The following is a 23561-nucleotide window of genomic DNA, read 5'->3' as shown; positions in this document are numbered from 1 at the left end:
ACGGTCAAATCTCGTCGAATTTCAAAGATGTTCACGACGAAGGTTTACATAGGGGAGAACGCTTACATCACAGTGCGGTCATGAGGTAACTTCGCCGGGAACCAGACCAGTTGGTTTCCTGCGAAGGGCTGCTCCACGTGAACCGCCACGACTTCCTGCGTCATCTGCACCGCGTCTACCGTCCCCGGAACTATCTGGAGATCGGGGTCAACGACGGCAGAAGCCTGGCCCTCTCACGGGTCCCTTCCGTCGCCGTCGACCCCGCCTTCCGGGTCGTGACGGACATCAGCTGTGACGTCCATCTGGTCAAGGCGACGAGCGACGACTTCTTCGCCCGCAAGGACCCTCTGCTGCACCTGCGCAACGGCCGCAACCCGTTCCGCGCCCTCGCCCGCCGCGATCCGCTCAACGTTCTCGGCGGGGATCCGAAGCTGGAGCTCGCCTTCATCGACGGCATGCACCTCTTCGAGTACGCCCTGCGCGACTTCATGAACGTGGAGAAGCACGCCCGCTGGTCGAGCGTGATCGTGCTGGACGACATGCTGCCGCGCGACGTCGACGAGGCGGCCCGCGACCGGCACACCAAGTTCTGGACCGGTGATGTGTACAAGGTGGTGCAGGTGCTGCGCCGCTACCGCCCCGACCTGGTGGTCGTCGAGGTGGACACGGAACCGACCGGCGTGGTCGCCGTGTTCGGCGCCAACCCGGAGAGCGATGTCCTGAAGAACGCGTACGACAAGATCATCGAGGAGTTCGTCGTACCCGATCCGCAGGATGTGCCCGAAGAGGTACTGGTCCGCAAGAACGCCGTCCGGCCCGAGACGCTGCTCCGCGCCGACTTCTGGCCGGCCCTGGCCCGCGCCCGCAACCTGCGCCGCCCGCGCTCCGCGTTCGCGCCGCTGCGCTCGCGCATCGAGGCAGTGACGGGCTGACCCCACCCGGACGACGCGAAGCCCCCGTGATCCGTACGGACCACGGGGGCTTCGGCGTACCGGTGGCTCAGCCTCGGGCCCGCAGCTGCGTGTAGTACTCCTGGCACGCCTCGTACGTGGGCAGCAGGCCCTGCTCCTCGGCCTCGGCCAGCGAGGGCGCCGCGGCATCCTTGTCGGACAGCAGCGGGGTGATCCCCTGCGGCCACTCGATGCCCAGCTCGGGGTCGAGCGGGTTGATGCCGTGCTCGCGGCCGGGCGCGTAGCCCTCGGAGCACAGATAGGCGACCGAGGCGTCGTCCGTCAGCGCCATGAAGGCGTGGCCGAGGCCCTCGGCGAGGTAGACGGAGTGGTGGTCGACGTCGTCGAGCCGGACGGCTTCCCACTGCTTGTACGTGGGGGAGCCGACCCGGATGTCCACGATGACGTCGAGCACCGCGCCGCGTACGCACTTGACGTACTTCGCCTGGCTCGGCGGCACGTCGGCGAAGTGCACGCCGCGCAGCGTTCCCCGGCTGGAAATGGAGAAGTTGGCCTGTGCCAGCCGCAGCGTGTGCCCGACGGCCTCGCTGAGCTCCGACGCCTTGAACCACTCGTGGAAGCTGCCGCGGCTGTCCGGGAAGACCTTGGGCTCATGCACCCAGGCCCCTGCGATGGAGAGCTGCCGCATGCGATCACGTCCTTGTTCTGTTGCTCGTGGCCGATGCACTCGGCCGGTGTGTGCTGGTGGGAAACGTACGGAGGTACGGGGCGCGGGTCAGCCGGTGAACCGGGCGGCGAGGCGACGCGCCCGCTTGCGGCTCTTGGCGGGGAGCCTGCGCACGATGGGGCCGCCGACGGTGCGCAGTGCGCGGCGGAGCTTCGCCTTCCTGCGCCTGCCGACGATCCCCCGCATGATCTCGGCGTCGATCGCGGGCAGGCCCTGGGAGACGGTGATCCGGCCGCCCTTGCCGACAGTGACGTCGCAGAGGTGGAACGGGGGGTTCTTGTCGCCGTCCAGCCGGACCGCGAGCTTCCAGGTGCCGGGTGCGACGCCCGGCGCGCGGTCGGGCACGGTGAGGTGGGCCCGGCCGTCGGTGGGGCGCAGGGTGGTGCGGAGCTGGTGGGACGGCCCGTCCGAACCGTCCGCCGGGCTCAGGACCAGCGTGGTCGCGGAGGACGCGGTGGCGGACGTGGTGAACAGATCAAGCCGCAGTTCGGTACGCCCGCCGGGGGAGCGCCGGACCGGACGCCCTTCGAGGTATTCGGCCAGCCGCTTGGCGCGGCGGGCCACATCGAGGGTGATGTTGCCGTGCGGGTCGGTGAAGTACGGGATGACGGCACGGGCCGGCGAACCCAGCGAGGCGGGCAGGCAGGCGGCGTCCACCTCCGGGGCGCGGTCGGCGCCGAGCCGGGCCTTGCGGACCAGACCGAGACCGCGCAGCGGCACCCAGACGTCCCAGAAGCCGCGCGACACCCGGCCGCGGCCCTTGACCGCCTCCGAGCCGATCTGGCCGGTGCCGTGCAGGACGACCTCGCAGACGTCGTCGCCGAGCTCCTCGACCCGGGCGGTGAAGCTCGCGGGGCAGGACCACTCCACGGCGGTCTCGCGGTTGCGCAGCGACAGCTCGGCGGAGAATCCGGACATGTCGTCGGTGACGTCCAGGAGCTCGCCGTCCGGCAGCAGACCCTCGGTGAGGTCGGGGTGCAGGAAGTAGCGCCCGTCGCGGCGCAGCAGCGTCAGCGGGGTCTGGTCCTCGCCGTGGACGAGGCGGCCGCTGATGGTGAGGTCGATCCTGCCGTCCGGCCGCCAGGCGAACTTGTCCAGACGGGCCGTCGCCTTGACCGACGCGGCGAAGCGGGAGATCCGGACGAGGCCCTGGCGGTCGTCGTTGCGCAGCAGCGTGGACCGCAGCCGGAGCACCGGGCCGAGCCCGTCGTGCACCCCGTCGTCCATGAAGTCCGCGGCCAGGCCCTGGACGGCGTCGCACATCTCGTCCAGGTACGCGGGGTCGTACTTGAGGACGGCGGGCTCGCTGAGCCGGCCGAGCATCTCGACGCGGTAGAAGCGGCGCAGCAGCATGTCCCGGAACTCGCCGGGCTCGGTGTTGTCCACGACGACGTCGAGGACCTCACGGAGGTTGCCGTAGTAGCCGGACGGGACGATCTTCGCGGATCCGGCGTTCTGGCCGTCGTCCCGCCGGGAGTAGTAGTAGCAGGTGTAGTTGCCGAGGATCGAGACGACCTTGGCGGGGAAGTACGCCTGCATCATGTAGAGCTGGTCCTCGAGCCGGCGCTTGCCCTCGGGGTAGGCGATGCCGTTCTCGCGGAGGAACTCCGTACGGAACATCTTGTGCGGCGTGAGGCTGTCGTACAGGGGTGCGTCCTGCAGGGTGCACTTCTCGCGGTTCTTCTTGAACACACCGTGCGGGACGCCGCGGAAGTTGCTCGCCACCTTGCCGATGACGATGTCCGAACCGTTGCGGTGGCCCATGTCGTACAGCCGCTGCAGGGCGCCGGAGGCGAGGTAGTCGTCCTGGTCGACGAACTGGACGTACTCGCCCTTCGCCTCGTCCACACCGATGTTGCGGGGCTTTCCGGGCCAGCCGGAATTCGGGATGGTGATGACACGGAAATGCGGGTGCTCCCCGGCCAGCTTCTCGAGCCGCTCACGAGTGTCGTCCGTCGAGCCATCGTTGACGAAGAGAACTTCGAATTCCCCTGCGGGGAGGGTCTGTCGCAGCAGCGAGTCGATGCAGGGGTCGATGTACTTGCCCGGGTTGTATACAGGAATGACGACACTTACTTTGACTGGCATTGCTGCTGTCCCATGTCTGCTAGAAGTCCCTCTGGCCGGCGGCGGATGCGGGCCTGTGGTGCTGAAAATGGGCATAGGAAGCCACCCGCCGTGCACCCTATCGGCTGTTAGATGATCGAGACGCCCCGATGGTTGCCTGCTCCGGCGCAGCGTGATTCTGCCGACAGTGCGCCGATTCTGCCCGAGGAGCCGATAGTCATTCGGTATGTGCGCGCGGTCGCGCGGACGAAAAAATGCCGGTGCGGTGGAACCGCGGAGCAGCACTTCCGGGGTGCCACGGCCCGCCCGGCCGTGATCACGGGTGCGGCGGACGCAGTCCAGAGGGCGGAACACGCAGGCGCCGTTCTCGCCGCTCGCGTAGATTGCGGGGGCTGGCGAGGCCGAATCATTGGGGATGGACGTGTCAGGGGCAAGGCAGGGCGTCACAGAGGCCCGCAGGATCGTGGTCAAGGTCGGTTCCTCATCCCTCACCACCGCGGCGGGCGGCCTCGACGCGGACCGTGTCGACGCGCTCGTCGACGTGCTGGCCAAGGTGAGAAGCGGCGGGGAGCGCGAGATCGTGCTCGTCTCCAGCGGCGCCATCGCGGCCGGGCTCGCCCCGCTCGGACTGCTGCGCCGGCCCAAGGACCTGGCCAGACAGCAGGCCGCCGCCAGTGTCGGCCAGGGACTGCTCGTCGCCCGCTACACCGCCTCCTTCGCACGGTACGGCGTACGCGTCGGCCAGGTGCTGCTCACCAGCAACGACACCAGCCGCCGCGCCCACTACCGCAACGCCTACCGCACCCTCGACCAGCTCCTGGACATGGGCGCGCTCCCCGTCGTCAACGAGAACGACACCGTCGCCACCGACGAGATCCGGTTCGGCGACAACGACCGGCTCGCCGCGCTCGTCGCCCATCTCGTCCGCGCGGACCTGCTGGTCCTCCTCTCGGACGTGGACGGCCTCTACGACGGCGACCCCAGCACCCCGGGCACCTCGCGGGTCGCCGAAGTGGCCGGCCCCGAGGATCTCGCGGGCGTCACCATCGGCAGCGCCGGGAAGGCGGGCGTCGGCACCGGCGGCATGGTCACCAAGGTCGAGGCCGCCCGGATCGCCACGGCCGCCGGGGTCCCCGTCGTCCTCACCTCGGCGAGCCGGGCCGCCGACGCCCTGGCCGGACGCGACACCGGCACGTACTTCCACCGCACCGGACGCCGCTCGGCGGACCGGCTGCTCTGGCTCGCGCACGCCTCCACCCCGCAGGGTTCACTGACCCTCGACGACGGGGCCGTGCAGGCGGTCGTCGAACGCCACAGCTCGCTGCTGCCCGCCGGAATCGCCTCGGTCGAGGGCGAGTTCACCGCCGGTGACCCGGTGGAGCTGCGCGACCTCGAAGGCCGGCCCGTGGCCCGCGGACTCGTCAACTTCGATGCCAAGGAGATCCCGCAGCTGCTCGGCCGCTCCACCCGCGACCTGGCGCGGGAGCTCGGTCCGGCCTACGAGCGCGAGGTCGTACACAGGGACGATCTGGTCGTACTTCACACCTGACAAACCCCTGAAACGGCTGAAAGTCCAGTCTTGGGGCAGAGACCTTCACGAAAACCGCCCCATCCCCGGCCGCGGACTGGTCAACTTTGTAGCGGGGAAACAGCGGAGTACAGCACAGCAAACGCATTCACAGGAGGCCGCCGGTGAGACGAGCGCGCCCGGGGGCGCCGCCCCGAGGAACGGGTGGCCGGGCCCTGACCAGCGTCGGAGCAGGTTCCGGCTTCGACAGGAGCCGGACCACGGAGCGAGGGGACGACCGGACCACCCGGCCCGAGCAGACGGTGGTGAAGGAGGAACGCACCCCGTCGAAGCTGTGGCACATCACGCTCAGCGTCTCGGGAGCCGCCACTCCGCTGAGTGAGATCAGACGCGGACTCGAACAGCTCGCGCACGACCATCCCTTCCTGCTGACCAGCAGGTACGCCAACGACCACGCGGAGATCCGTTACTGGGAAGAGGCCCGCGACCTGCACGACGCGGCGGCCGTCGCGCTGCGGCTGTGGGGCGAACACCGCTCCACGGCCAAGCTTCCGCCCTGGGAGATCGTCGGCCTGGAGGTCATCGACCGCGAGACGTACCACCAGCGCGTCGCCGAGGGGTACGGGCCGCCCCCGGCCGCTCCGGTCGGAGTGCATCCGTACTGACGGGACACCCGCTGCCGGGGCGGCCGTCCCGCAGCACGGCCGTCCCGGCAGCACGGGCGTCCCGCAGCACGGCCGTCGCGCACCACGGCTGTCTCGCATCACGGGATAAGTGACGGATGCCCGCAGTGTGCGCACTACCCTGCGGGCATGACCACGCTCTCGCCGTACGACAACATGTCCCCGGTCGCCCAGGCGGCCTACCGGGCACGCTCCGCCGCCGCCGACATCGCGCCGCTGCCGCGCGCGGCGAAGGACGACGCGCTGCTGGCGATCGCGGACGCGCTGGAGGTGCGGACGGGCGAGATCGTCACGGCCAACGCCGAGGACATCGCCCGCGCCCGCGAGGCCGGGACCAGCGAGTCGATCATCGACCGGCTCACCCTCACCCCGGAACGGATCCGCGCCATCGCCGCCGATGTTCGGGACGTGGCTGCGCTGCCCGACCCGGTCGGCGAGGTCGTCCGCGGCTCGACCCTGCCCAACGGCATCGACCTGCGACAGGTCCGGGTGCCGCTCGGCGTGGTCGGGATCATCTACGAGGCCCGGCCCAATGTGACGGTCGATGCCGCGGCCCTCTGCCTGAAGTCGGGCAACGCCGTCCTGCTGCGCGGCTCGTCCTCGGCGTACTCCTCCAACGTCGCACTCGTACGGGTGCTGCGCGACGCGGTCGGCGGCTCCGGGCTCCCGGCCGACGCGGTGCAGCTGGTCCCGGGCGAGAACCGTGACTCGGTACGCGAACTGATGCGGGCCCGCGGCCTCGTCGACGTCCTCATCCCGCGCGGCGGCGCCTCACTGATCCGTACCGTGGTCGAGGAGTCCACCGTGCCGGTGATCGAGACCGGCACCGGCAACTGCCATGTGTACGTGGACGCGCAGACCGACCTCGACATGGCCGTGGACATCCTGATCAACTCCAAGGCGCAGCGCCCGAGCGTCTGCAACGCCGCCGAGACGCTCCTGGTCCACAAGGACGTCGCCGCGCAGTTCCTGCCGCGCGCCCTGGACGCGCTGGCCGACGCGGGCGTGACCGTGCACGGCGACGAGCGGGTGCTCGAATACGCCGAGGGCTCCAAGGCCACCGTGGTGGAGGCGACGCCGGAGGACTGGGAGACCGAGTACCTCTCCTACGACATCGCCGCGGCCGTCGTGGAGTCGCTGGACGCGGCCGTCGCGCACATCCGCCTCTGGTCCTCCGGCCACACCGAGGCGATCGTGACCACCTCCCAGGCCGCGGCCCGCCGCTTCACCCAACTGGTGGACTCCGCGACGGTGGCCGTGAACGCGTCCACCCGCTTCACCGACGGCGGTCAGTTCGGCTTCGGCGCCGAGATCGGCATCTCCACGCAGAAGCTGCACGCCAGGGGCCCGATGGGCCTGCCGGAGCTCACCTCGACGAAGTACATCGTCACGGGCGACGGCCACGTGCGGTGACCTTCCGGGTTCGGTGAATGTTTGCGGGCTCCCTGCCCAGAACGACCCGGCGGGGCTAGTCTGGAGCCGTGCCGGACGACGTGGGGGGCAGGCCGTTCCCGGACGGCTGGGAGCCCGACGACGACCGCGGGGGCGCGGACGAGGACTTCGCCTCCGTGGTGTTCGACGAGGACTTCGTACGGGCCGCCGAGATCCATGAGCCGACCGCCGTCGAGCGGCTGCTGGCAGCCGCCCAGGCGCGTGCCGAGGCCGAGGCCTCCCGGGCGCTGGCGGGCGGCGGCCCCATGGACGACGACCTCTACGACGAGGGGTACGGCCCCGGCGCGTACGGCCGCCAGAGCGCCTACGGCGATCCGCTGGACCCCGATGACGATGCGTACGGCACCGACCCCTACGGGCGCCACGGCGGCGCTCTGCGGCCCTACCGGGGTGCGGCGCGCTGGCACCGGCCGGTGGCCTGGCTGCTCGCCGTGCTGATGGGCATCGGCATGGTCGCACTGGCCTTCAGCGCCGTCTACCGCAACTCGTCAGGCAGCCGTCAGGACCCCGCCCCGCCGCCCGCCACGACCGGCGTGGACAGCGCTCCCGGCTCCGCCCCCGGCCCCGGCCCCGCTCAATCGGCCTCCACGGGCTATCTGCGCCCCACGGTGTCCGCGTTCCCCCGTACGGACTGAGGCGCGCGCCGGCAGCGGGCCGGGCTCTCGTGTGCCGGCGCGTGCCCGTGCGTAGTGCGTACCCGATGCGCCCGTGTATCCGCGAATACCCTTGTTTGCCCCACTCTCTTCGCATTCCACGCACGCCCTGAAGGCGTGCCCACGGGCTCTGGCGGGACTCCTGGCCGGTTCTCCCGCGGTTCTCCCCGGTTCTCTCGCGGCTGGGCGTTTACCCCGGTCGTAATCGACCTACCCTGAAGGTGTGACCCCTCTCTTCGAGGGGGCTTCTCACTCGTCCGTACATGCGCAGTCGTGCGACGTCATACGAACTCATGACGGGCAGGCCCTGTCCGAAGCCGATCGGCCGAAGCAGAGCGAAGCGTTTCGGCCCCGGTCGGTGACGTGGAGTCGGGAGAAGTCATGGCAGGCCGCGGAGAACCACCAGAAGGTCCGCCCGAGAGTCCGGCGGGCGGCGGTGAGGACGAGTACCGGTCACTCGTCTTCGACGAGTCGTTCGTGCGCGCTGCCCGGCTGCAGGAATTCTCCGCCCAGGAGCGCATGGAGGACCACGCCCCTGCCGTACGCAGCCTGCCGGCCCGGCACCTGCGCACCGGATCCAGAGCCGCCATCGCCCTGGTCCTGCTGATCGCCCTGGCCTTCGGAATGGCCGTGTACATGGGCCTTCGCCACCCCTACGAGGCGCCCGACGGCAGACGGGCCGAGCCGCTGAGGTCGACCGTCGTACCCCTGGCGCCGCAGGGCGCCGTACCGGGCGGAACCGCCGCCGCCCTCCTCGCGAAGAGCCCCGCCGCACACTTCGGAACAGGTGCCGCAGGCATCAATCTGCCGGCGGTCAGGCGGACGGACAACTTCTCGGACAGCCAGGTGGAGACCGCCCTGAACACGGTCAAGGACTATCTGGTGGCCTCCTCGCTCGACCCCGACGTTCTCACCGGCGCTGCTGTACGCCCGGTGGAAATGCTGCTCGATCCGGATCAGACGGCCCAGTTCGAGCGCAGCATGAACCGGCCGCAGGACGACGGGCAGCATGCCGCGACCGGGTGGCTGGTGCAGTTCGACCCGGCGAAGGTGGCACTGGCCGGTCCGGACATCCGGGTCCGCGGCACCCTGAGCTACACCGAGGAGGGGGCCGACACGCTGGAGGTGGTGTCGGACCACACCTTCACCTACACGCTCCGCCCGGCCGTCGCGGGACCGCAACAGGCGGGCGGCGCCTCGCTCTTCACCGTACGGCGCGAGCTGCACTTCCGCTTCGACCGGGAGGACCTGCGGCTGCACCGGGCGGAGCTGCGCGCCAGCTACGTCCAGGCCGGACCGGAGGCGTGCCCGGCGGACACCACCGGTGCGCTGCGACCGCTGCTCGCCGGACAGCACGCCGCCTCCCGCGGCCCCGCGGGCACCGACCCGTACGCCACGGGCCGGCCCACCGCGGCGCTCTGCGGAACCCTGGCGGTCAGCTCCCCGCAGGCCCCGACCCGGTCCCCGGTCCATCAGGGTTCCCCGGCTCCTCCGGCCTCGCAGAGTCCGCGGAGCCGTCCGTAGCGCCGCCCTTGCCGGCCGAGCTCCCGCCCTGGCCGGTGAACTTGTCGCGGAGCTTGCCGCCCAGGTCCCCGGCGCCCCCGGCGATGTCGCCGACCAGCTTCATCAGCGGATCCTTGCTGGAGCGCACCGTGTCCGCGTAGTGGGCCGCGGACTCCCGGAAGGAGTCGGTCACCGAGGTGTCCTTGTCCTCGTCGCGCCGCGGGTAGTGGCCGTCCATGATCCGCTGGTAGTCGCGGGTCTCGGACCACTTCTTCAGCTCGGCCGCGCGCACCGTGGTGAACGGGTGCGAGCGCGGCAGCAGGTTGAGGATCTTGAGCACCGAGTCGCGCAGATCGCCGCCCTTCTCGTACTCGTCGGCCTGGGCGAGGAAGGCGTCCACGTTCATCTCGTGCAGATGATTGCCGCCCGCGATCTTCATCAGACCGCGCATCGACGCCTGCAGATCCTGGCCGACGAGCAGCCCGGCCCGGTCGGCCGACAGCTCGGACTTGCGGAACCATTCGCGCAACGCCGTCACGATCGCCATGATCGCGACATTGCCGAGCGGTATCCAGGCGACCTTCAGCGCGATACTGGTGAGGAACAGAAGGATCGTGCGGTACACCGCGTGGCCGGAGAGCGCGTGTCCCACCTCGTGGCCGATGACGGCCCGCATCTCCTCCTCGTCGAGCAGCTCCACCAGCCCCGTCGTCACCACGATGATCGGCTCGTCGAGGCCGATGCACATGGCGTTGGGCTGCGGGTCCTGGTTGACATACATCGGAGGGACCTTCTCCAGGTCCAGGATGTAACAGGCGTCCCGAAGCATGTCGTTGAGGTGGGCGAACTGCGCGTCGCTCACCCGGACGGAGTCGGAGAGGAAGAGCAGTCGGAGACTGCGCTCGGGCAGCAGGCCGCTCAGTGTCTTGAACACGGTGTCGAAACCGCTCAGCTTGCGCAGGGCCACCAGGGCCGAGCGGTCCGCCGGGTGTTCGTAGGCCCGGGACGAGATCCCTGCGAAACGCCTGCGCTGCCTGCTCGGCACGTTCTCGTGGCTCTCGTGGCTGCGTTCGGTCATGAATGGGCCCCCTGTTCGTACGAGATGTCGCTCGCCCCCCTGACAAATCCCAGCGTAGGTGCTGGGGCTACGGTGTGCGGGGGGCTGTGGATAACTGAGGAGACGCCCGACATGCCGCATACCGTTGCTCTGCTCGCTGCCGCGTCCGGGGAGCAGGGGCCCGGCAACACGCTTCGCATCGTGCTGCTCGCCTCGCTCGTCGGAGCCGTACTGCTCGGCTGGTTCCTGCTCCGCGGATACCGCAACGACGACAACAACGACTGAGTCGGCGTGAGCGTGCCCGGGGCTCCCGCATACGATGTGCGCGACGTCTTCCTTCCGACTCCCGATCGATAGGTCCTGCCGAAGATGAGCCTCACGAGCACCGCGCACCAGCTGGTCACTCTCGCCTCCGAGGGCGGCGAGCACGGTGGCAACCATGAAAGCCTCAGCCCGTATCTCACCGGGGGCGGTGCGTTCGTCGCGCTGCTGCTCCTGCTCTGGATCACCACGCGCTTCAACCGCGACCGCTGAGGCGAAGGCGTACAGCTGTGCCAGTAGGCTCTGCACGCATGGGAGAGCAGGAAGTGCCTACCGGCCGCGGAAAGCGCCGACTCGGCGTGATGGGCGGGACGTTTGACCCGATTCATCATGGACACCTGGTGGCGGCCAGCGAAGTGGCCGCCCAGTTCCACCTCGACGAGGTGATCTTCGTTCCGACCGGGCAGCCGTGGCAGAAGAGCCACAAGCGCGTCTCCCCGGCCGAGGACCGATATCTGATGACGGTCATCGCGACGGCGTCCAACCCCCAGTTCTCGGTCAGCCGGAGCGACATCGACCGCAGCGGACCCACGTACACCATCGATACTCTGCGGGACCTGCGCGCGATCCACGGCGACGCGGACCTCTTCTTCATCACCGGTGCCGACGCGCTCTCCCAGATCCTCACCTGGCGGGACGCCGACGAACTGTTCTCGCTCTCCCATTTCATCGGTGTGACGCGGCCGGGGCATGTGCTCACGGACGCCGGGCTGCCGGAGGGCGGGGTCTCCCTCGTGGAGGTTCCCGCGCTCGCGATCTCGTCCACGGACTGCCGTGAGAGGGTCGCGCAGGGGGATCCGGTCTGGTACCTGGTGCCGGACGGTGTGGTCCGCTACATCGACAAGCGCCAGCTGTACCGCGGCGAATGAGCGACGCAGAGGGGCACCGGTGAACGACCGACAGAACCCGTACGACCCGTACTACCAGCAGCCGCAGATCATCGGCTACGACGAGTACGGGCAGCCGGTGTACCAGCAGCCGCAGCAGGTCCAGCCGCAGGCGTACGACCCGTATGCGCCCCAGCAGCCGCAGCAGACCCAGCAGCCTCATCAGCAGCCGCAACAGGCGGACCAGGGGTACGGCTACGACCCGTACGCCCAGCCCCAGCAGCCGCAGCAGGTCCAGCCGCAGGCGTACGACCCGTATGCGCCGCAGCAGACCCAACAGCCCCAGCAGCCGCAACAGCAGGCGTACGGCGGCTACGAGGGCTATGGCTACGACACCGGCCGGCAGCCCACCGCGGTCGACACCACCCAGCAGTGGAACATGCCGCAGCAGGCGGCCGCACAGCCGTCCCCGCCCGCACCCGCACCGGCCTCGCCGGAATCCGTGCCCGTGCCCGAGCCCGCGCCCGGGTCCGGCGCCGGCGCGGAGCCGGACGCGGCCGTCCCCGGGCAGCGCCGCGCCGACCGCGACTACCGCACCGAGCAGTTCTCCTTCATCGAGGAGCCCGACGAGGACTCCGAAGACGTCATCGACTGGCTGAAGTTCACCGAGAGCCGCAGTGAGCGGCGCGAGGAGGCACGGCGTCGCGGCCGCAACCGCATGGTCGCGCTCATAGTCGTGGTGGCCCTGGTCGTGGTCGGCGGTGTCGGCTACCTCTGGTCCGCCGGAAAGATTCCGGGCCTGTCCGGCTCGGACAAGGACAACACGGCGACGACGGGCCCGCAGCAGCGGGACGTCATCGTGGTCCATCTGCACAATACGAAGAAGGGCGGCACCTCCACGGCGCTGCTCGTCGACAATGTGACGACCAAACAGGGCACCACGGTCCTGCTTCCCAACTCGCTCGCTGTCGCCGACGACGACGGCGCCACGACCACCCTCGGCAAATCCGTCGAGGACGACGGCGCCACCGGCACCCGCGACTCCATCGGCACGCTGCTCGGCACCGATATCAGCGGCACGTGGCGGCTCGACACCCCGTACCTGGAGACCCTCGTCGATCTGGTCGGCAACATCGAGGTCGACACCGACACCGAGGTGCCCGATACGAAGAAGGACGCTTCCCCCCTGGTGAAGAAGGGCGAGGCGCAGACCCTGAGCGGCCGGATGGCCGTCGCGTACGCCACCTACCGGGGGCCGGGCGAGGCCGAGACGAAGCAGCTCATGCGGTTCGGGGAGGTCATGCGGGGCGTGTTGCGGAAGGTCTCGGACGACCCGAAGACCGCCACGGTCACCGTGCAGACGCTGGCACAGATCCTCGACCCGTCGCTTCCCGAGAAGGACCTGGGCGCCTCCCTGGCGAAGCTCGCCCAGCACGCCAAGGTCGGCGACTACAAGACGGCACTGCTGCCGGTGCAGGCCGACGGATCACTCACCGACGCGGCCACCGAGAGCGTCGTCAAGGACATCCTGGGCGGCACGGTCAAGGCTCCGGACGCGGACGCGGCGGTGCGGGTCGGCGTCAAGAACGCCACCGGGAACAAGGACGGCACGGAGTCCGCTCAGATCAAGCTGGTCAACGGCGGCTACTCCTTCGTCGGCGGTGGAACGGCCGAAACCGTGGCACTGTCCGAGGTCGTCTACAAGACCGCGGCGGACAAGGAGAAGGCGACGCAGGTCGCCAAGACCCTGGGCCTGCCGACGGACGCGGTGAAACAGGGCAAGCCCGCCGCGAACGCCGATGTGTCCGTCCTGCTCGGCCAGAACTACAAGATCAAATGACCCGCATCCGGCCGCCCGGATGATGTCGATTCGATCTTCGAACATTCACTGCGTGGGCTGTCGGCGGTCCGTGAGACCCTAGAGGTCTATCTGACCGCCGACGAAAGCCTGCATGTGACCGCCACGGACCGCTCCATCGAGCTCATCAACGCCGCCGCCCAGGCGGCCGCCGACCGGCTCGCGCACGACATCATCGCGTACGACGTCAGCGACGTGCTGTCGATCACGGACGCCTTCCTCCTGGCCTCGGCCCCCAACGACCGCCAGGTCAAGTCGATCGTCGACGAGATCGAGGAGCGGCTCCAGAAGGAGCTCGGCGCCAAGCCGGTACGCCGCGAGGGCGACCGCGACGCGCGCTGGATCCTCCTCGACTACGTCGACATCGTCATCCACGTCCAGCACAGCGAGGAGCGTGTCTTCTACGCGCTGGAGCGCCTCTGGAAGGACTGCCCCGAGATCCCGCTTCCCGAGGACGCCGTCAAGACCCGCGGAAAGGCCGAGGAGCACGCCCGGCTCACCGGCAGCACGGAAGGTGAGCAGAGCTGAACGGCAGCGGAAGCGGCAGGGGCCGCAGGATCGTTCTCTGGCGCCACGGCCAGACGGCATGGAATCTGGAGCGCAGGTTCCAGGGCTCCACGGACATCGCGCTCACCGAGGCCGGAGTCGGACAGGCCCAGCGGGCCGCCCGGCTGCTGGCCTCGCTGAAGCCGGACGCGATCGTCGCCTCCGATCTGCAGCGTGCGGCGGCCACCGCCGCCGAGCTCGCCGCGATCACCGGCCTCGAAGTCGCGCACGACGCGGGACTGCGCGAGACCTACGCGGGCGCCTGGCAAGGCCTCACCCATGAGGAGATCGTCGGGCAGTACGGCGACCAGTACGCCGCGTGGAAGCGCGGCGAGGCCGTGCGCCGCGGTGGCGGTGAGCTGGAGACCGAGGTCGCCGACCGGGCTGCCCCGGTCGTGCTCGGACACGCCGACAAGCTGCCCGAGAACGGCACGCTCGTCGTGGTCAGCCACGGCGGCACCATCCGCACCACCATCGGCCGACTGCTGGGCCTGGAGGCGCACCACTGGGAAGGCCTCGGAGGGCTCTCCAACTGCTGCTGGTCGGTGCTGGGAGAGGGCGCGCGAGGCTGGCGCCTGCTGGAGCACAACGCCGGCACGCTGCCCGAGCCGGTGCTCGGCGACGACACCTAGGGTCTTTCGTTCGGGCCTCTCGGCCGGATTTCACTTCTGGCAGGTCACGGGCTAAAGTTCTTCTTGTTCGCAGCGCGGAAACGCAGAGAAACACAGTGAACAGCGGGGCTATAGCTCAGTTGGTAGAGCGCCTGCATGGCATGCAGGAGGTCAGGAGTTCAATTCTCCTTAGCTCCACAATCAAGATCCCGTCTCCGGCAGGGGGCGGGATCTTTGCGTTCACCCCTCCCGGCGCCGCCGCAACGCGGCCACCCGCTCCTTGCTCTCCTCGTCGGCCGGGGTGTACGCCACGATCCGGCACTCCGGCAGCCCATTGACGGACAGCGACACCGAGGTCATCCGTATCTCCCCGGTCGACGCCCAGTGCCGGAAGGTCTTCACCCGCGGTCCGGGCAGGGCGACGTTCCCACTGCGCCACAGCTCGGCGAAGTACGGGCTGGCGGCCGAGAGCTGTTCGACGAACGACTCCCAGGCGGGCTCGCCCGTATGGCGCCCGTACGCGCCCCGCAGCGTGGCCACCATGATCGGCAGTTCCTGCGTCCGGTGGACGACGGGACAGGACTCCTCGGACATCGTGAACAGCGTCCACAGCACGTTGCGTATCCCCGTTCCCATGATTTCGGGGACGGCGAAAAGGTCGCGATAGGCGGGGTTGGTGGCCAGGACGTCGTATCTCGTGTTGTAGACCACGGCGGGGTGCGGATCGAGCGCGTCGATGATGCCCTGGATCTCCGGCCCCACCTCGACGGCGTCGTCCTGCCTGCCGGGTGCGCAGGCCACCTCCGCCAGGTGGTAGAGGTGTTCGCGCTCCGACGCGTCCAGCCGGAGCGTGCGCGCCACGGCGTCCAGCACCTGCGGTGACGCGTTGATCGGACGGCCCTGTTCCAGCCAGGTGTACCAGGTGACACCGACGCCGGAGAGCTGCGCGACTTCCTCGCGGCGCAGGCCCGGGGTGCGGCGGCGCAGTCCGGGTGCCATGCCCACATCGGCGGGGGTCACTCGCGCCCGGCGATTGCGCAGAAAGGCCGCGAGCTCCGGACGCCGCCGGTGCCGGCCCGCCCGATGCGTCGACTGATGAGCCGTCACCGTAGTCACACCCCCATGATCGGTGCCCCGCAAGGGAGTTGCCAGGTGCTGTCGGTACCAGCATCAGCGGGCTCTCGTTACCCGTATGCGGCCGGGGCCAGGCTCGATGTCATGACGACGGCCTCCGAGGCAACTCCACGTTCCGCAACCAGTAAAGACCCCACCACTGACAACCGCTCCGGGAGAGTGCTCGCCCTGGTCCTCGCGGCTCAGTTCATGGCACTGCTCGACATCTTCATCGTCAATGTCGCCGCCCCGACGATCCAGAGCGAACTCGGGGCTTCCGGCGCCGGGTTGCAGCTCATCGTGGCCGGCTACACCATCACGTACGCGGTGCTGCTCATCACCGGTGCCAGGCTCGGTGACCTGTTCGGGCACGGCCGGGCCCATCTGGCCGGGCTCGGGGTCTTCACCGCGGCCTCGCTGGCCTGCGGACTCGCCGCGGGATCCGGGCAGTTGATCGCCTTCCGGCTGGTGCAGGGCGGAGCCGCGGCGGTGATGATTCCGCAGGTGCTCAGCCTCATCCAGCGCCACTTCACCGGTGAGGCACGGATGCGGGCGCTCGGTGCCTACAGCGCGGTGCTCGCCACCGGGGCGGCCGCCGGGCAGGTGGTCGGCGGAGTGCTGGTCAGCGCCGACCTGTTCGGCGCCGGCTGGCGGCCGGTCTTCCTGGTGAACGTGCCGATCGGGCTCGTTCTGCTGGTGCTCGGCATCCGTGTGCTGCCGCGCGAACCGCGCACCGCACCCGGCAGGGTCCAGGCGCGGGCCCGCGGGTTCGATCTGCCGGGGCTGGTGCTGCTCGCCGCCGCCGTCACACTGCTCACCGTCCCCCTGGTGCTCGGGCAGGAACTGGGCTGGCCGGTCTGGTCCCGGGTCTGCCTGGCGGCCTCCGCAGGGTTCGTCGCAGGTTTTGTCGGATACGAGTCACGGCTGGCCGCGCGCGGTGGTGCGCCCCTGATCGCACCCAGGGTGCTGCGCGTTCCCGGCATCGCCCGAGCGGCGCTGCGCATTCTTCTGGTGATGGCGATCAACGCGGGCTTCCTTTTCGCGATGACGCTGCACGTCCAGGGAGGGTTGGGTTACTCGCCGTTGCGTGCGGGGCTGATGTTCGCACCGACCGCGCTGGTATTCGGCGCGACCGGACTGACCTGGCGACGGTGGTCCGCAGGGCTCCAAAGGGCCCTGGTACCGGGCGGGTTCGTGCTCGTGGCCGTCGCCTCCGTGGCGGTCGGACTGTTGATGCGTGGCGGCGGCGACGGCGGGCCCGCACTGTATGCGGCCTTTGCGGTGATGGGCGCCGGTCTGGCGCTGGGTTTCAGTCCCACCCTCACGAGGGCGCTGGCGGACGTACGTCCTGACGACGCGGCCGACGCGAGCGGCGTATTGGTGACGGTCACCCAACTCGGTCAGCTGACCGGGGTCGCCGCGTTCGGCACGCTCTATCTCAACCGCCTTGATACGCAAGGGGCGCAGGGGTCGGGGCATGCGTTGTGGGTATGCGCCCTCGCGCTCTCCGTGGCCGCGACCGCAGGCGCGGCGGCGGGTCTCGTGCGGCGTCGGTGAGCGGCCGGAACTTCGGCGGGCTGCCCCCCTTGCGGGGTCATGGCAGAATCGGAGCGCCGGAGGGGGCGACGGACCGAACGGGAGGGAGCGCGCGATGCCTGCGAGCCGCCACGAGGTCCCGGACCTGCTCCTTGTCCGCGAGTTCCCCGTTCCAGGATTTCCCGCAACGCCCAGAAGCCGCGCCCGCGCCGGCCGCCGTGCCTCCGGTCCGTCCGATGGCGCCCGGATGCCCGGCGGGAGCGGTGGAGCTCTCCGTGTGTGCACCGCCCGCGGCCAAAGCCGGAGCTGACCCATGGGTGCACACAGGCGGAAATGCGACTGGTGCGGCAGCGGTACGCCCATCGTCAGGGACATGGATCCGATCAATCCGGAGTACCAGTACTGGTGCGAGGAGTGCGCGCGGGCGCTGATCATAAAGGGCGACCCGATCGAGACCTATCGGGAGCTGGAGGGGGAGCCGATCTACGGTCGGCTGCTGGAGGAGCACTGCACACTCAAGCGCTTCTACTCCTTCGCCACGGCCTGACCCCTTCAGCGCCGTCGCCGATTGTGAACCAAATGCGGCAAAATCGGTCAAATTGGCGCGGGTGGGAATCGATTTGGTGGACCGGCGGGGTCACCGGTAATGTTCTCGATGTCGCCAGGGAAACCGGGCGGCACAGAGCACGGGGCTATAGCTCAGTTGGTAGAGCGCCTGCATGGCATGCAGGAGGTCAGGAGTTCAATTCTCCTTAGCTCCACAGTGAAGAACGAGAAGCGGGTCACTCATACAGAGTGACCCGCTTCTCGTATGTGACGCGTATGCCGACGCCTCCCGGTGCCCTGCGCCCCCGCCGCTCGGCCTGCCGGAGAGCCGGGATTTCCGCCGTACGGTCGCTCCCGTCCCCCTGTCCATGGTTCGGCCGTGCCCGGCCCGATTCCGGGCCTGTGCGGTACCCTGACGCCATGCGTGCCGTACGCCTTCTGCTTAGCGAGCCGCGCTGATCAGTCCCGACCGGTGAGAATGCCTGGTCGGAATCAGCGCGGCGTCCCCTCCTGTGCGAGGGGATTTTTCGTTTCCGTAGACGCGTGTCCGTAGACATGGGCGCCGGCAGATGACGATCGATGGAGCTTTGAGGATCATGAGCGAGACGAATTCCGCAGCCGAGACGGCTGCGCCGCACCGCTACACGGCGGCGATGGCCGCCGACATCGAGGCACGCTGGCAGGACTTCTGGGACGCCGAGGGCACGTACGAGGCGCCGAATCCGACCGGTGACCTGGCGGGCGATCCGGAGCTGGCCGCCAGGCCGAAGAAGTTCATCATGGACATGTTCCCGTACCCCTCGGGTGCGGGCCTGCACGTCGGTCACCCGCTGGGCTACATCGCCACCGATGTCTTCGCCCGCCACCAGCGGATGACCGGGCACAACGTGCTGCACACCCTGGGCTTCGACGCCTTCGGCCTGCCCGCCGAGCAGTACGCGGTGCAGACCGGCACGCACCCGCGGGTCTCCACCGAGGCCAACATCGAGAACATGACCGCTCAGCTGCGCCGGCTGGGCCTGGGCCACGACAAGCGCCGCTCGTTCGCCACGATCGAGTCGGAGTACTACAAATGGACCCAGTGGATCTTCCTGCAGATCTTCAACTCCTGGTACGACACCGAGGCCGACCGGGCCCGCCCGATCACCGAGCTGGTCGCGCAGTTCGAGAGCGGTGCACGCCCCACCCCGGACGGCCGTGACTGGAGCGCGCTGAGCGCCGCCGAGCGCGCGGACATCCTGGGCGAGTACCGCCTGGCGTACGCCTCCGACGCGCCCGTCAACTGGTCGCCCGGCCTGGGCACCGTGCTGGCCAATGAAGAGGTGACGGCCGACGGCCGCTCCGAGCGTGGCAACTTCCCCGTCTTCAAGGCCAAGCTGCGCCAGTGGAACATGCGCATCACCGCCTACGCCGACCGGCTGCTGAACGACCTGGACGGGCTGGACTGGCCCGAGGCCATCAAGCTGCAGCAGCGCAACTGGATCGGGCGCTCCGAAGGCGCCCGCGTCGACTTCCCGGTCGACGGCGCCGGCAGCATCACCGTCTTCACCACCCGCCAGGACACCCTGTTCGGCGCCACCTACATGGTGCTGGCGCCCGAGCACGAGCTGGTCGAGCGGATCATTCCGGCCGCCTGGCCCGAAGGCACCCATGCGGTGTGGACCGGCGGACACGCGACCCCGGCCGAGGCCGTCACCGCCTACCGCAAGCTGGCCGCAGCCAAGTCCGACGTGGAGCGGCAGGCAGAGGCCAAGGACAAGACCGGCGTCTTCACCGGTGCGTACGCGACCAACCCGGTCAGCGGTGAGAAGGTTCCCGTCTTCATCGCCGACTACGTCCTGATGGGTTACGGCACCGGCGCGATCATGGCCGTACCGGCGCACGATGCACGCGACTTCGCCTTCGCGCGCGCCTTCGAGCTGCCGATGCGCTGTGTCGTCGAGCCGTCGGACGACCGCGGCACGGACCCCTCGACGTGGGACGATGCCTTCGGCTCGTACGAAGCGAAGCTGGTCAACTCCGCCAATGACGAGATCTCGCTGGACGGCCTGGGCGTCGTCGACGCCAAGGCGAGGATCACCGAATGGCTGACGGCGCACGGCGTCGGTGCGGGCACCGTCAACTTCCGGCTGCGTGACTGGCTGTTCAGCCGCCAGCGCTACTGGGGCGAGCCCTTCCCGATCGTCTACGACGAGGACGGCATCGCCCACCCGCTGCCCGAGTCGATGCTGCCCCTGGAGCTGCCGGAGGTCGACGACTACTCGCCGCGCACCTTCGACCCCGACGACGCCGACACCCAGCCCGAGACCCCGCTGTCCCGGAACGCCGACTGGGTCAACGTGACCCTGGACCTGGGCGACGGTAACGGTCCGAAGAAGTACCGCCGCGAGACCAACACCATGCCCAACTGGGCGGGCTCCTGCTGGTACGAGCTGCGCTATCTGGACCCGAACAACGACCAGAAGCTGGTCGACCCGGCGATCGAGCAGTACTGGATGGGCCCGCGCGAGGGACAGCCGACCGGCGGTGTCGACCTGTACGTCGGCGGTGCCGAGCATGCCGTGCTGCACCTGCTGTACGCCCGCTTCTGGTCCAAGGTGCTGCACGACCTGGGGCACATCTCGTCCGCGGAGCCGTTCCACAAGCTGTACAACCAGGGCATGATCCAGGCGTTCGTCTACCGGGACAGCCGCGGCATCGCGGTCCCGGCGGCCGAGGTCGAGGAGCGCGACGGAAAGTTCTACCACCAGGGCGAGAAGGTCAGCCGCGTCCTGGGGAAGATGGGCAAGTCCCTGAAGAACGCCGTCACGCCGGACGAGATCTGCGCCGAGTACGGGGCGGACACGCTGCGCCTGTACGAGATGGCGATGGGCCCGCTGGACGTGTCGCGGCCGTGGGACACGCGCGCCGTCGTCGGCCAGTACCGGCTGCTGCAGCGGCTGTGGCGCAATGTCGTCGACGAGGAGACCGGCGAGGTCACCGTCGTCGACACGGAGCCGGGCGAGGACACGCTGCGTGCGCTGCACAAGGCGATCGACGGAGTCGGCCAGGATATGGCCGGGATGCGCTTCAACACGGCGATCGCCAAGGTCACCGAGCTGAACAACCACCTGACCAAGTCGGGCGGCCCGCTGTCCCGGTCCGTCGCCGAGTCGCTGGTGCTGCTGGTGGCGCCGCTGGCACCGCACATCGCCGAGGAGCTGTGGCGCCGGCTGGGCCACACCGAGTCGGTCGTGCACCAGGACTTCCCGGTCGCCGATCCGGCGTACGTCGTGGACGAGACCGTGACCTGCGTCGTGCAGGTCAAGGGCAAGGTCAAGGCGCGACTGGAGATCTCCCCGTCGATCACGGACCAGGAACTGGAGGCGCTGGCCCTGGCCGACCCGGCCGTGGTGGCGGCGCTGGACGGTGCGGGCATCCGCAAGGTCATCGTGCGGGCGCCGAAGCTGGTCAATATCGTCCCGGCGTGACGGCGCGGCGCCCTGGGTGAGGCGCCGATCGCGCCGGCGCGGCGGTGTGGGGGCATTCCCCTACGGGCAGGTTGGGGGTTCCGAAGGAACCCTCGGCCTGCCCTTTCCGTTTACGGTGGAGGGGCCGGCACCGGCAACCGAAACGACATCCGAGGGGCGCTCATGGAAGCCGTGATCCTGATTCTGGGGTTGCTCTTTTTCGCGTTCGTGGCCCTGGGCGTGTACGCGGGCGTCAAAGCCATCGGCGCGGCGAAGCGCGGTGTGGACCGTACGATCACCCAGGCGCGCCGCACCGTCGAGGAAACCGCGCTGCGCGCGAAGAGCTACGGCCAGGCGGGTGTCGGAGGAGAGCTGGCACAGCTGCGGCTGGCACTGCGCACATCCATGCGGGCCACCCAGGAGGCGTTGCGGGCGGGAGCCGCCGAGGATGCCTCCCTCTCGGAGTCGCTGGGCCTGTTCCAGCGGCTGAGTGTGCACGGGCGGGAGCTGGACGACGAGCTGAAGAAGCTGGAGCGCGAGCCCGACCGGGCGACCGTCGCTTCGCTGCTGCCGAGCCTGAAGCAGCGTACGGAGCGGATCACGCACTCCGCGGATTCGCTGCGGTGGGCCGCCCGTGACAGGGCGCGGCAGTTCATCGACGACGATCTGGACGCGCTGAACGCGCAGATCGATGTGGAGGCGGGGGCGCTTCGGCACTGGACGGTGGAGACGGACGAGCCGGTCCGGGGACAGAGCCGGCCGCAGGACGATGCGAGCGAGCAGGGGCAGGGGCGGAAGCAGGGGAACGGGCCGGCCGATGGCGTGGCCCAGGCGATCACGGCCCCGGACCCGCGACTGCAGACCGGATACCCGTGGCAGAAGGCGGCCCGGCCCGAAACGACGAACTGAGACGTTCGACGACCGCCGGTGACCGGACGCGGTCCGAAGACATCGGAAGAGGTCATTCGGTCGGGGTCGGACTGCCGAGACACGGACTCGCCAGGTAACCTCCCGCTCATGTCCCGCCATGTCGCGATCGTCACCGATTCCACGGCCTACCTGCCGCCCGAGACGATGGAGCGGCACGGCATCACCGCGGTGCCGCTGACCGTCGTCCTCGGTGATCAGGCTCTGGAGGACGGCACCGAGATCTCGGCCCGTTCCCTTGCGGTGGCGCTCCAGAAGCGTCGTCCCGTGACCACGTCCCGGCCGAGTCCGGAGGTGTTCGCCGCCGCGTACCGTGCGGCGGCCGAGGCCGGTGCCACCGGCGTCGTCTCGCTGCACCTCTCGGCCGAGATCTCGGGTACGTACGACGCCGCTCTGCTCGCGGCGAAGGACGCGCCGGTTCCGGTTCGGGTGGTGGATACCGGGATGGTTGCCATGGCCCTCGGATTCTGCGCCCTGGCGGCGGCGGAGACGGCGGAGGCGGGCGGAAGCCTGGACGAGGCGGTCGCCGCCGCGGAGAAGCGGGCCGCGGGCACCTCCGCGTACTTCTACGTCGACACACTGGACTATCTGCGCCGTGGCGGTCGCATCGGTGCCGCGCAGGCGCTGCTGGGATCGGCACTCGCCGTGAAGCCGCTGCTCCAGCTCGAAGGCGGCCGTATCGAACTGCTGGAGAAGGTACGGACGGCCTCGAAGGCGATCGCGCGCCTGGAGGAGATCGTCGCGGAACGGGCGGGCAGCGGATGCGTGGACATCGCTGTTCACCACCTGGCGGCACCCGAGCGGGCCGAGCGGCTTGCCGAGCGGCTGCGTGAACGGGTGCCGGGCCTGGTCGATCTGCATGTGAGCGAGGTGGGTGCGGTGATCGGTGCGCACACCGGGCCCGGTCTGCTCGGCGCAGTGGTCTCGCCACGCTGATCTCGGCCGGTCGGCCTGCTTGCCCCCTGCCGTTGGTGCGTCACTCCTCGGGGTGGCCGAGTTATCCACAACTGGTTGGTTGTCCACCGGAATTGGGCCTGTTCAGCGGATTCGGGCAGATGTGCCTACCGTCGTGAGGCATGGCTCCCCGATCACATCGTGCAACCAGCGGAAGCGGCAGTGGCCCCGGCCGTGCCCCGGCCTCGGACGGCCGTGTTCGCAGCGGCCCCGGTAATGGACCAGACGTCGGCGTCGGCATCGGACCGGGCTTGGGGCCGGGCCTCGGGCCCGGTCGGCGATGGTCGTCGCA

The 23561-nt window shown here is 69.6% G+C and carries 21 protein-coding genes and 2 tRNA genes; 19 read left to right on the top strand and 4 right to left on the bottom strand.

Annotated elements, in window-relative coordinates:
* The first annotated feature begins 137 nt into the window (after window positions 1–137).
* Window positions 138–932, top strand: a complete 795-nt coding sequence (locus ACFVX4_RS02950) for a class I SAM-dependent methyltransferase (RefSeq protein ID WP_389971302.1) — start codon at window positions 138–140, stop codon at window positions 930–932.
* 67 nt (window positions 933–999) lie between these two features.
* On the opposite strand, the gene rfbC is transcribed toward ACFVX4_RS02950, so the two are convergent.
* Both rfbC and ACFVX4_RS02940 read right to left on the bottom strand, forming a co-directional pair.
* Window positions 1000–1599 carry a dTDP-4-dehydrorhamnose 3,5-epimerase gene (gene rfbC, locus ACFVX4_RS02945; RefSeq protein ID WP_389971300.1) on the bottom strand — a complete coding sequence of 200 codons (600 nt, stop codon included), beginning with the start codon at window positions 1597–1599 and terminating at the stop codon, window positions 1000–1002.
* Window positions 1600–1686: 87 nt separating this feature from the next.
* The gene (locus ACFVX4_RS02940) at window positions 1687–3726 is read right to left on the bottom strand and encodes a glycosyltransferase family 2 protein (RefSeq protein WP_389971298.1); all 2040 of its coding nucleotides are present in this window, start codon (window positions 3724–3726) and stop codon (window positions 1687–1689) included.
* A gap of 442 nt (window positions 3727–4168) precedes the next feature.
* Here ACFVX4_RS02940 and proB point away from each other — a divergent pair, with 442 nt between their 5' ends.
* The 5 genes from proB to ACFVX4_RS02915 all read left to right on the top strand — a co-directional run bounded on the left by proB (window position 4169) and on the right by ACFVX4_RS02915 (window position 9545).
* Window positions 4169–5254, top strand: coding sequence for a glutamate 5-kinase (proB, locus tag ACFVX4_RS02935; RefSeq protein ID WP_385324782.1), 1086 nt, complete (start codon window positions 4169–4171; stop codon window positions 5252–5254).
* A 143-nt stretch (window positions 5255–5397) separates the two neighbouring features.
* Window positions 5398–5898: a hypothetical protein gene (locus tag ACFVX4_RS02930; protein WP_389971296.1), complete on the top strand. Its 501-nt coding sequence runs from the start codon at window positions 5398–5400 to the stop codon at window positions 5896–5898.
* A 147-nt stretch (window positions 5899–6045) separates the two neighbouring features.
* Window positions 6046–7329, top strand: coding sequence for a glutamate-5-semialdehyde dehydrogenase (locus ACFVX4_RS02925; protein ID WP_389971294.1), 1284 nt, complete (start codon window positions 6046–6048; stop codon window positions 7327–7329).
* Window positions 7330–7397: 68 nt separating this feature from the next.
* Window positions 7398–8003 (top strand): hypothetical protein, encoded by a 606-nt coding sequence (locus tag ACFVX4_RS02920; RefSeq protein ID WP_389971292.1) that lies wholly within the window; start codon window positions 7398–7400, stop codon window positions 8001–8003.
* Window positions 8004–8402: 399 nt separating this feature from the next.
* Complete coding sequence (locus ACFVX4_RS02915; RefSeq protein WP_389971290.1) at window positions 8403–9545, top strand: hypothetical protein; 1143 nt, start codon at window positions 8403–8405, stop codon at window positions 9543–9545.
* Here ACFVX4_RS02915 and ACFVX4_RS02910 read toward each other — a convergent pair.
* Window positions 9457–10602 (bottom strand): M48 family metallopeptidase, encoded by a 1146-nt coding sequence (locus ACFVX4_RS02910; RefSeq protein ID WP_389971288.1) that lies wholly within the window; start codon window positions 10600–10602, stop codon window positions 9457–9459. The two genes, ACFVX4_RS02915 and ACFVX4_RS02910, sit on opposite strands and share 89 nt — an antisense overlap.
* A 111-nt stretch (window positions 10603–10713) precedes the next feature.
* Here ACFVX4_RS02910 and ACFVX4_RS02905 point away from each other — a divergent pair, with 111 nt between their 5' ends.
* The 7 genes from ACFVX4_RS02905 to ACFVX4_RS02875 all read left to right on the top strand — a co-directional run bounded on the left by ACFVX4_RS02905 (window position 10714) and on the right by ACFVX4_RS02875 (window position 14942).
* Entirely contained in the window at window positions 10714–10866 is a 153-nt protein-coding gene (locus ACFVX4_RS02905; protein ID WP_177328010.1) for a hypothetical protein, read from the top strand.
* A gap of 84 nt (window positions 10867–10950) precedes the next feature.
* Entirely contained in the window at window positions 10951–11115 is a 165-nt protein-coding gene (locus tag ACFVX4_RS02900) for a hypothetical protein (protein WP_177328009.1), read from the top strand.
* Between the two features lie 38 nt (window positions 11116–11153).
* A complete protein-coding gene (nadD, locus tag ACFVX4_RS02895) occupies window positions 11154–11771 on the top strand; it encodes a nicotinate-nucleotide adenylyltransferase (protein ID WP_389971285.1) in 618 nt (205 codons plus the stop codon).
* Window positions 11772–11790: 19 nt separating this feature from the next.
* Window positions 11791–13569 carry an LCP family protein gene (locus tag ACFVX4_RS02890; protein WP_389971283.1) on the top strand — a complete coding sequence of 593 codons (1779 nt, stop codon included), beginning with the start codon at window positions 11791–11793 and terminating at the stop codon, window positions 13567–13569.
* A gap of 114 nt (window positions 13570–13683) precedes the next feature.
* Complete coding sequence (gene rsfS, locus ACFVX4_RS02885) at window positions 13684–14115, top strand: ribosome silencing factor (protein WP_093542624.1); 432 nt, start codon at window positions 13684–13686, stop codon at window positions 14113–14115.
* Entirely contained in the window at window positions 14112–14765 is a 654-nt protein-coding gene (locus ACFVX4_RS02880; RefSeq protein WP_389972084.1) for a histidine phosphatase family protein, read from the top strand. The genes rsfS and ACFVX4_RS02880 overlap by 4 nt, the downstream gene beginning before the upstream one ends.
* Before the next feature lie 104 nt (window positions 14766–14869).
* Window positions 14870–14942 (top strand) — tRNA-Ala (locus ACFVX4_RS02875).
* Window positions 14943–14984: 42 nt separating this feature from the next.
* Here the strand turns inward: ACFVX4_RS02875 and ACFVX4_RS02870 are convergent.
* The gene (locus tag ACFVX4_RS02870) at window positions 14985–15860 is read right to left on the bottom strand and encodes a helix-turn-helix transcriptional regulator (RefSeq protein WP_389971281.1); all 876 of its coding nucleotides are present in this window, start codon (window positions 15858–15860) and stop codon (window positions 14985–14987) included.
* Window positions 15861–15962: 102 nt separating this feature from the next.
* Here ACFVX4_RS02870 and ACFVX4_RS02865 point away from each other — a divergent pair, with 102 nt between their 5' ends.
* The 6 genes from ACFVX4_RS02865 (at window position 15963) to ACFVX4_RS02840 (ending at window position 23251) form a co-directional block, all read left to right on the top strand.
* Window positions 15963–17414: an MFS transporter gene (locus ACFVX4_RS02865; protein WP_389971279.1), complete on the top strand. Its 1452-nt coding sequence runs from the start codon at window positions 15963–15965 to the stop codon at window positions 17412–17414.
* Between the two features lie 292 nt (window positions 17415–17706).
* On the top strand, window positions 17707–17940 hold the full coding sequence (locus tag ACFVX4_RS02860) for a hypothetical protein (RefSeq protein ID WP_015608461.1): 234 nt from the start codon (window positions 17707–17709) through the stop codon (window positions 17938–17940).
* Between the two features lie 141 nt (window positions 17941–18081).
* Window positions 18082–18154: transfer RNA gene (locus ACFVX4_RS02855), tRNA-Ala, on the top strand.
* Between the two features lie 381 nt (window positions 18155–18535).
* A complete protein-coding gene (gene leuS, locus ACFVX4_RS02850; RefSeq protein ID WP_389971277.1) occupies window positions 18536–21409 on the top strand; it encodes a leucine--tRNA ligase in 2874 nt (957 codons plus the stop codon).
* Between the two features lie 162 nt (window positions 21410–21571).
* Window positions 21572–22297 carry a hypothetical protein gene (locus ACFVX4_RS02845; RefSeq protein ID WP_389971275.1) on the top strand — a complete coding sequence of 242 codons (726 nt, stop codon included), beginning with the start codon at window positions 21572–21574 and terminating at the stop codon, window positions 22295–22297.
* Between the two features lie 108 nt (window positions 22298–22405).
* A complete protein-coding gene (locus ACFVX4_RS02840; protein ID WP_385324560.1) occupies window positions 22406–23251 on the top strand; it encodes a DegV family protein in 846 nt (281 codons plus the stop codon).
* The last annotated feature ends 310 nt before the right edge of the window (window positions 23252–23561 follow it).

Source organism: Streptomyces sp. NPDC058240 (genome assembly GCF_042882135.1).
In the GTDB taxonomy this organism is placed as follows: domain Bacteria; phylum Actinomycetota; class Actinomycetes; order Streptomycetales; family Streptomycetaceae; genus Streptomyces.
This window is presented reverse-complemented; position numbering and strand designations above follow the sequence as displayed.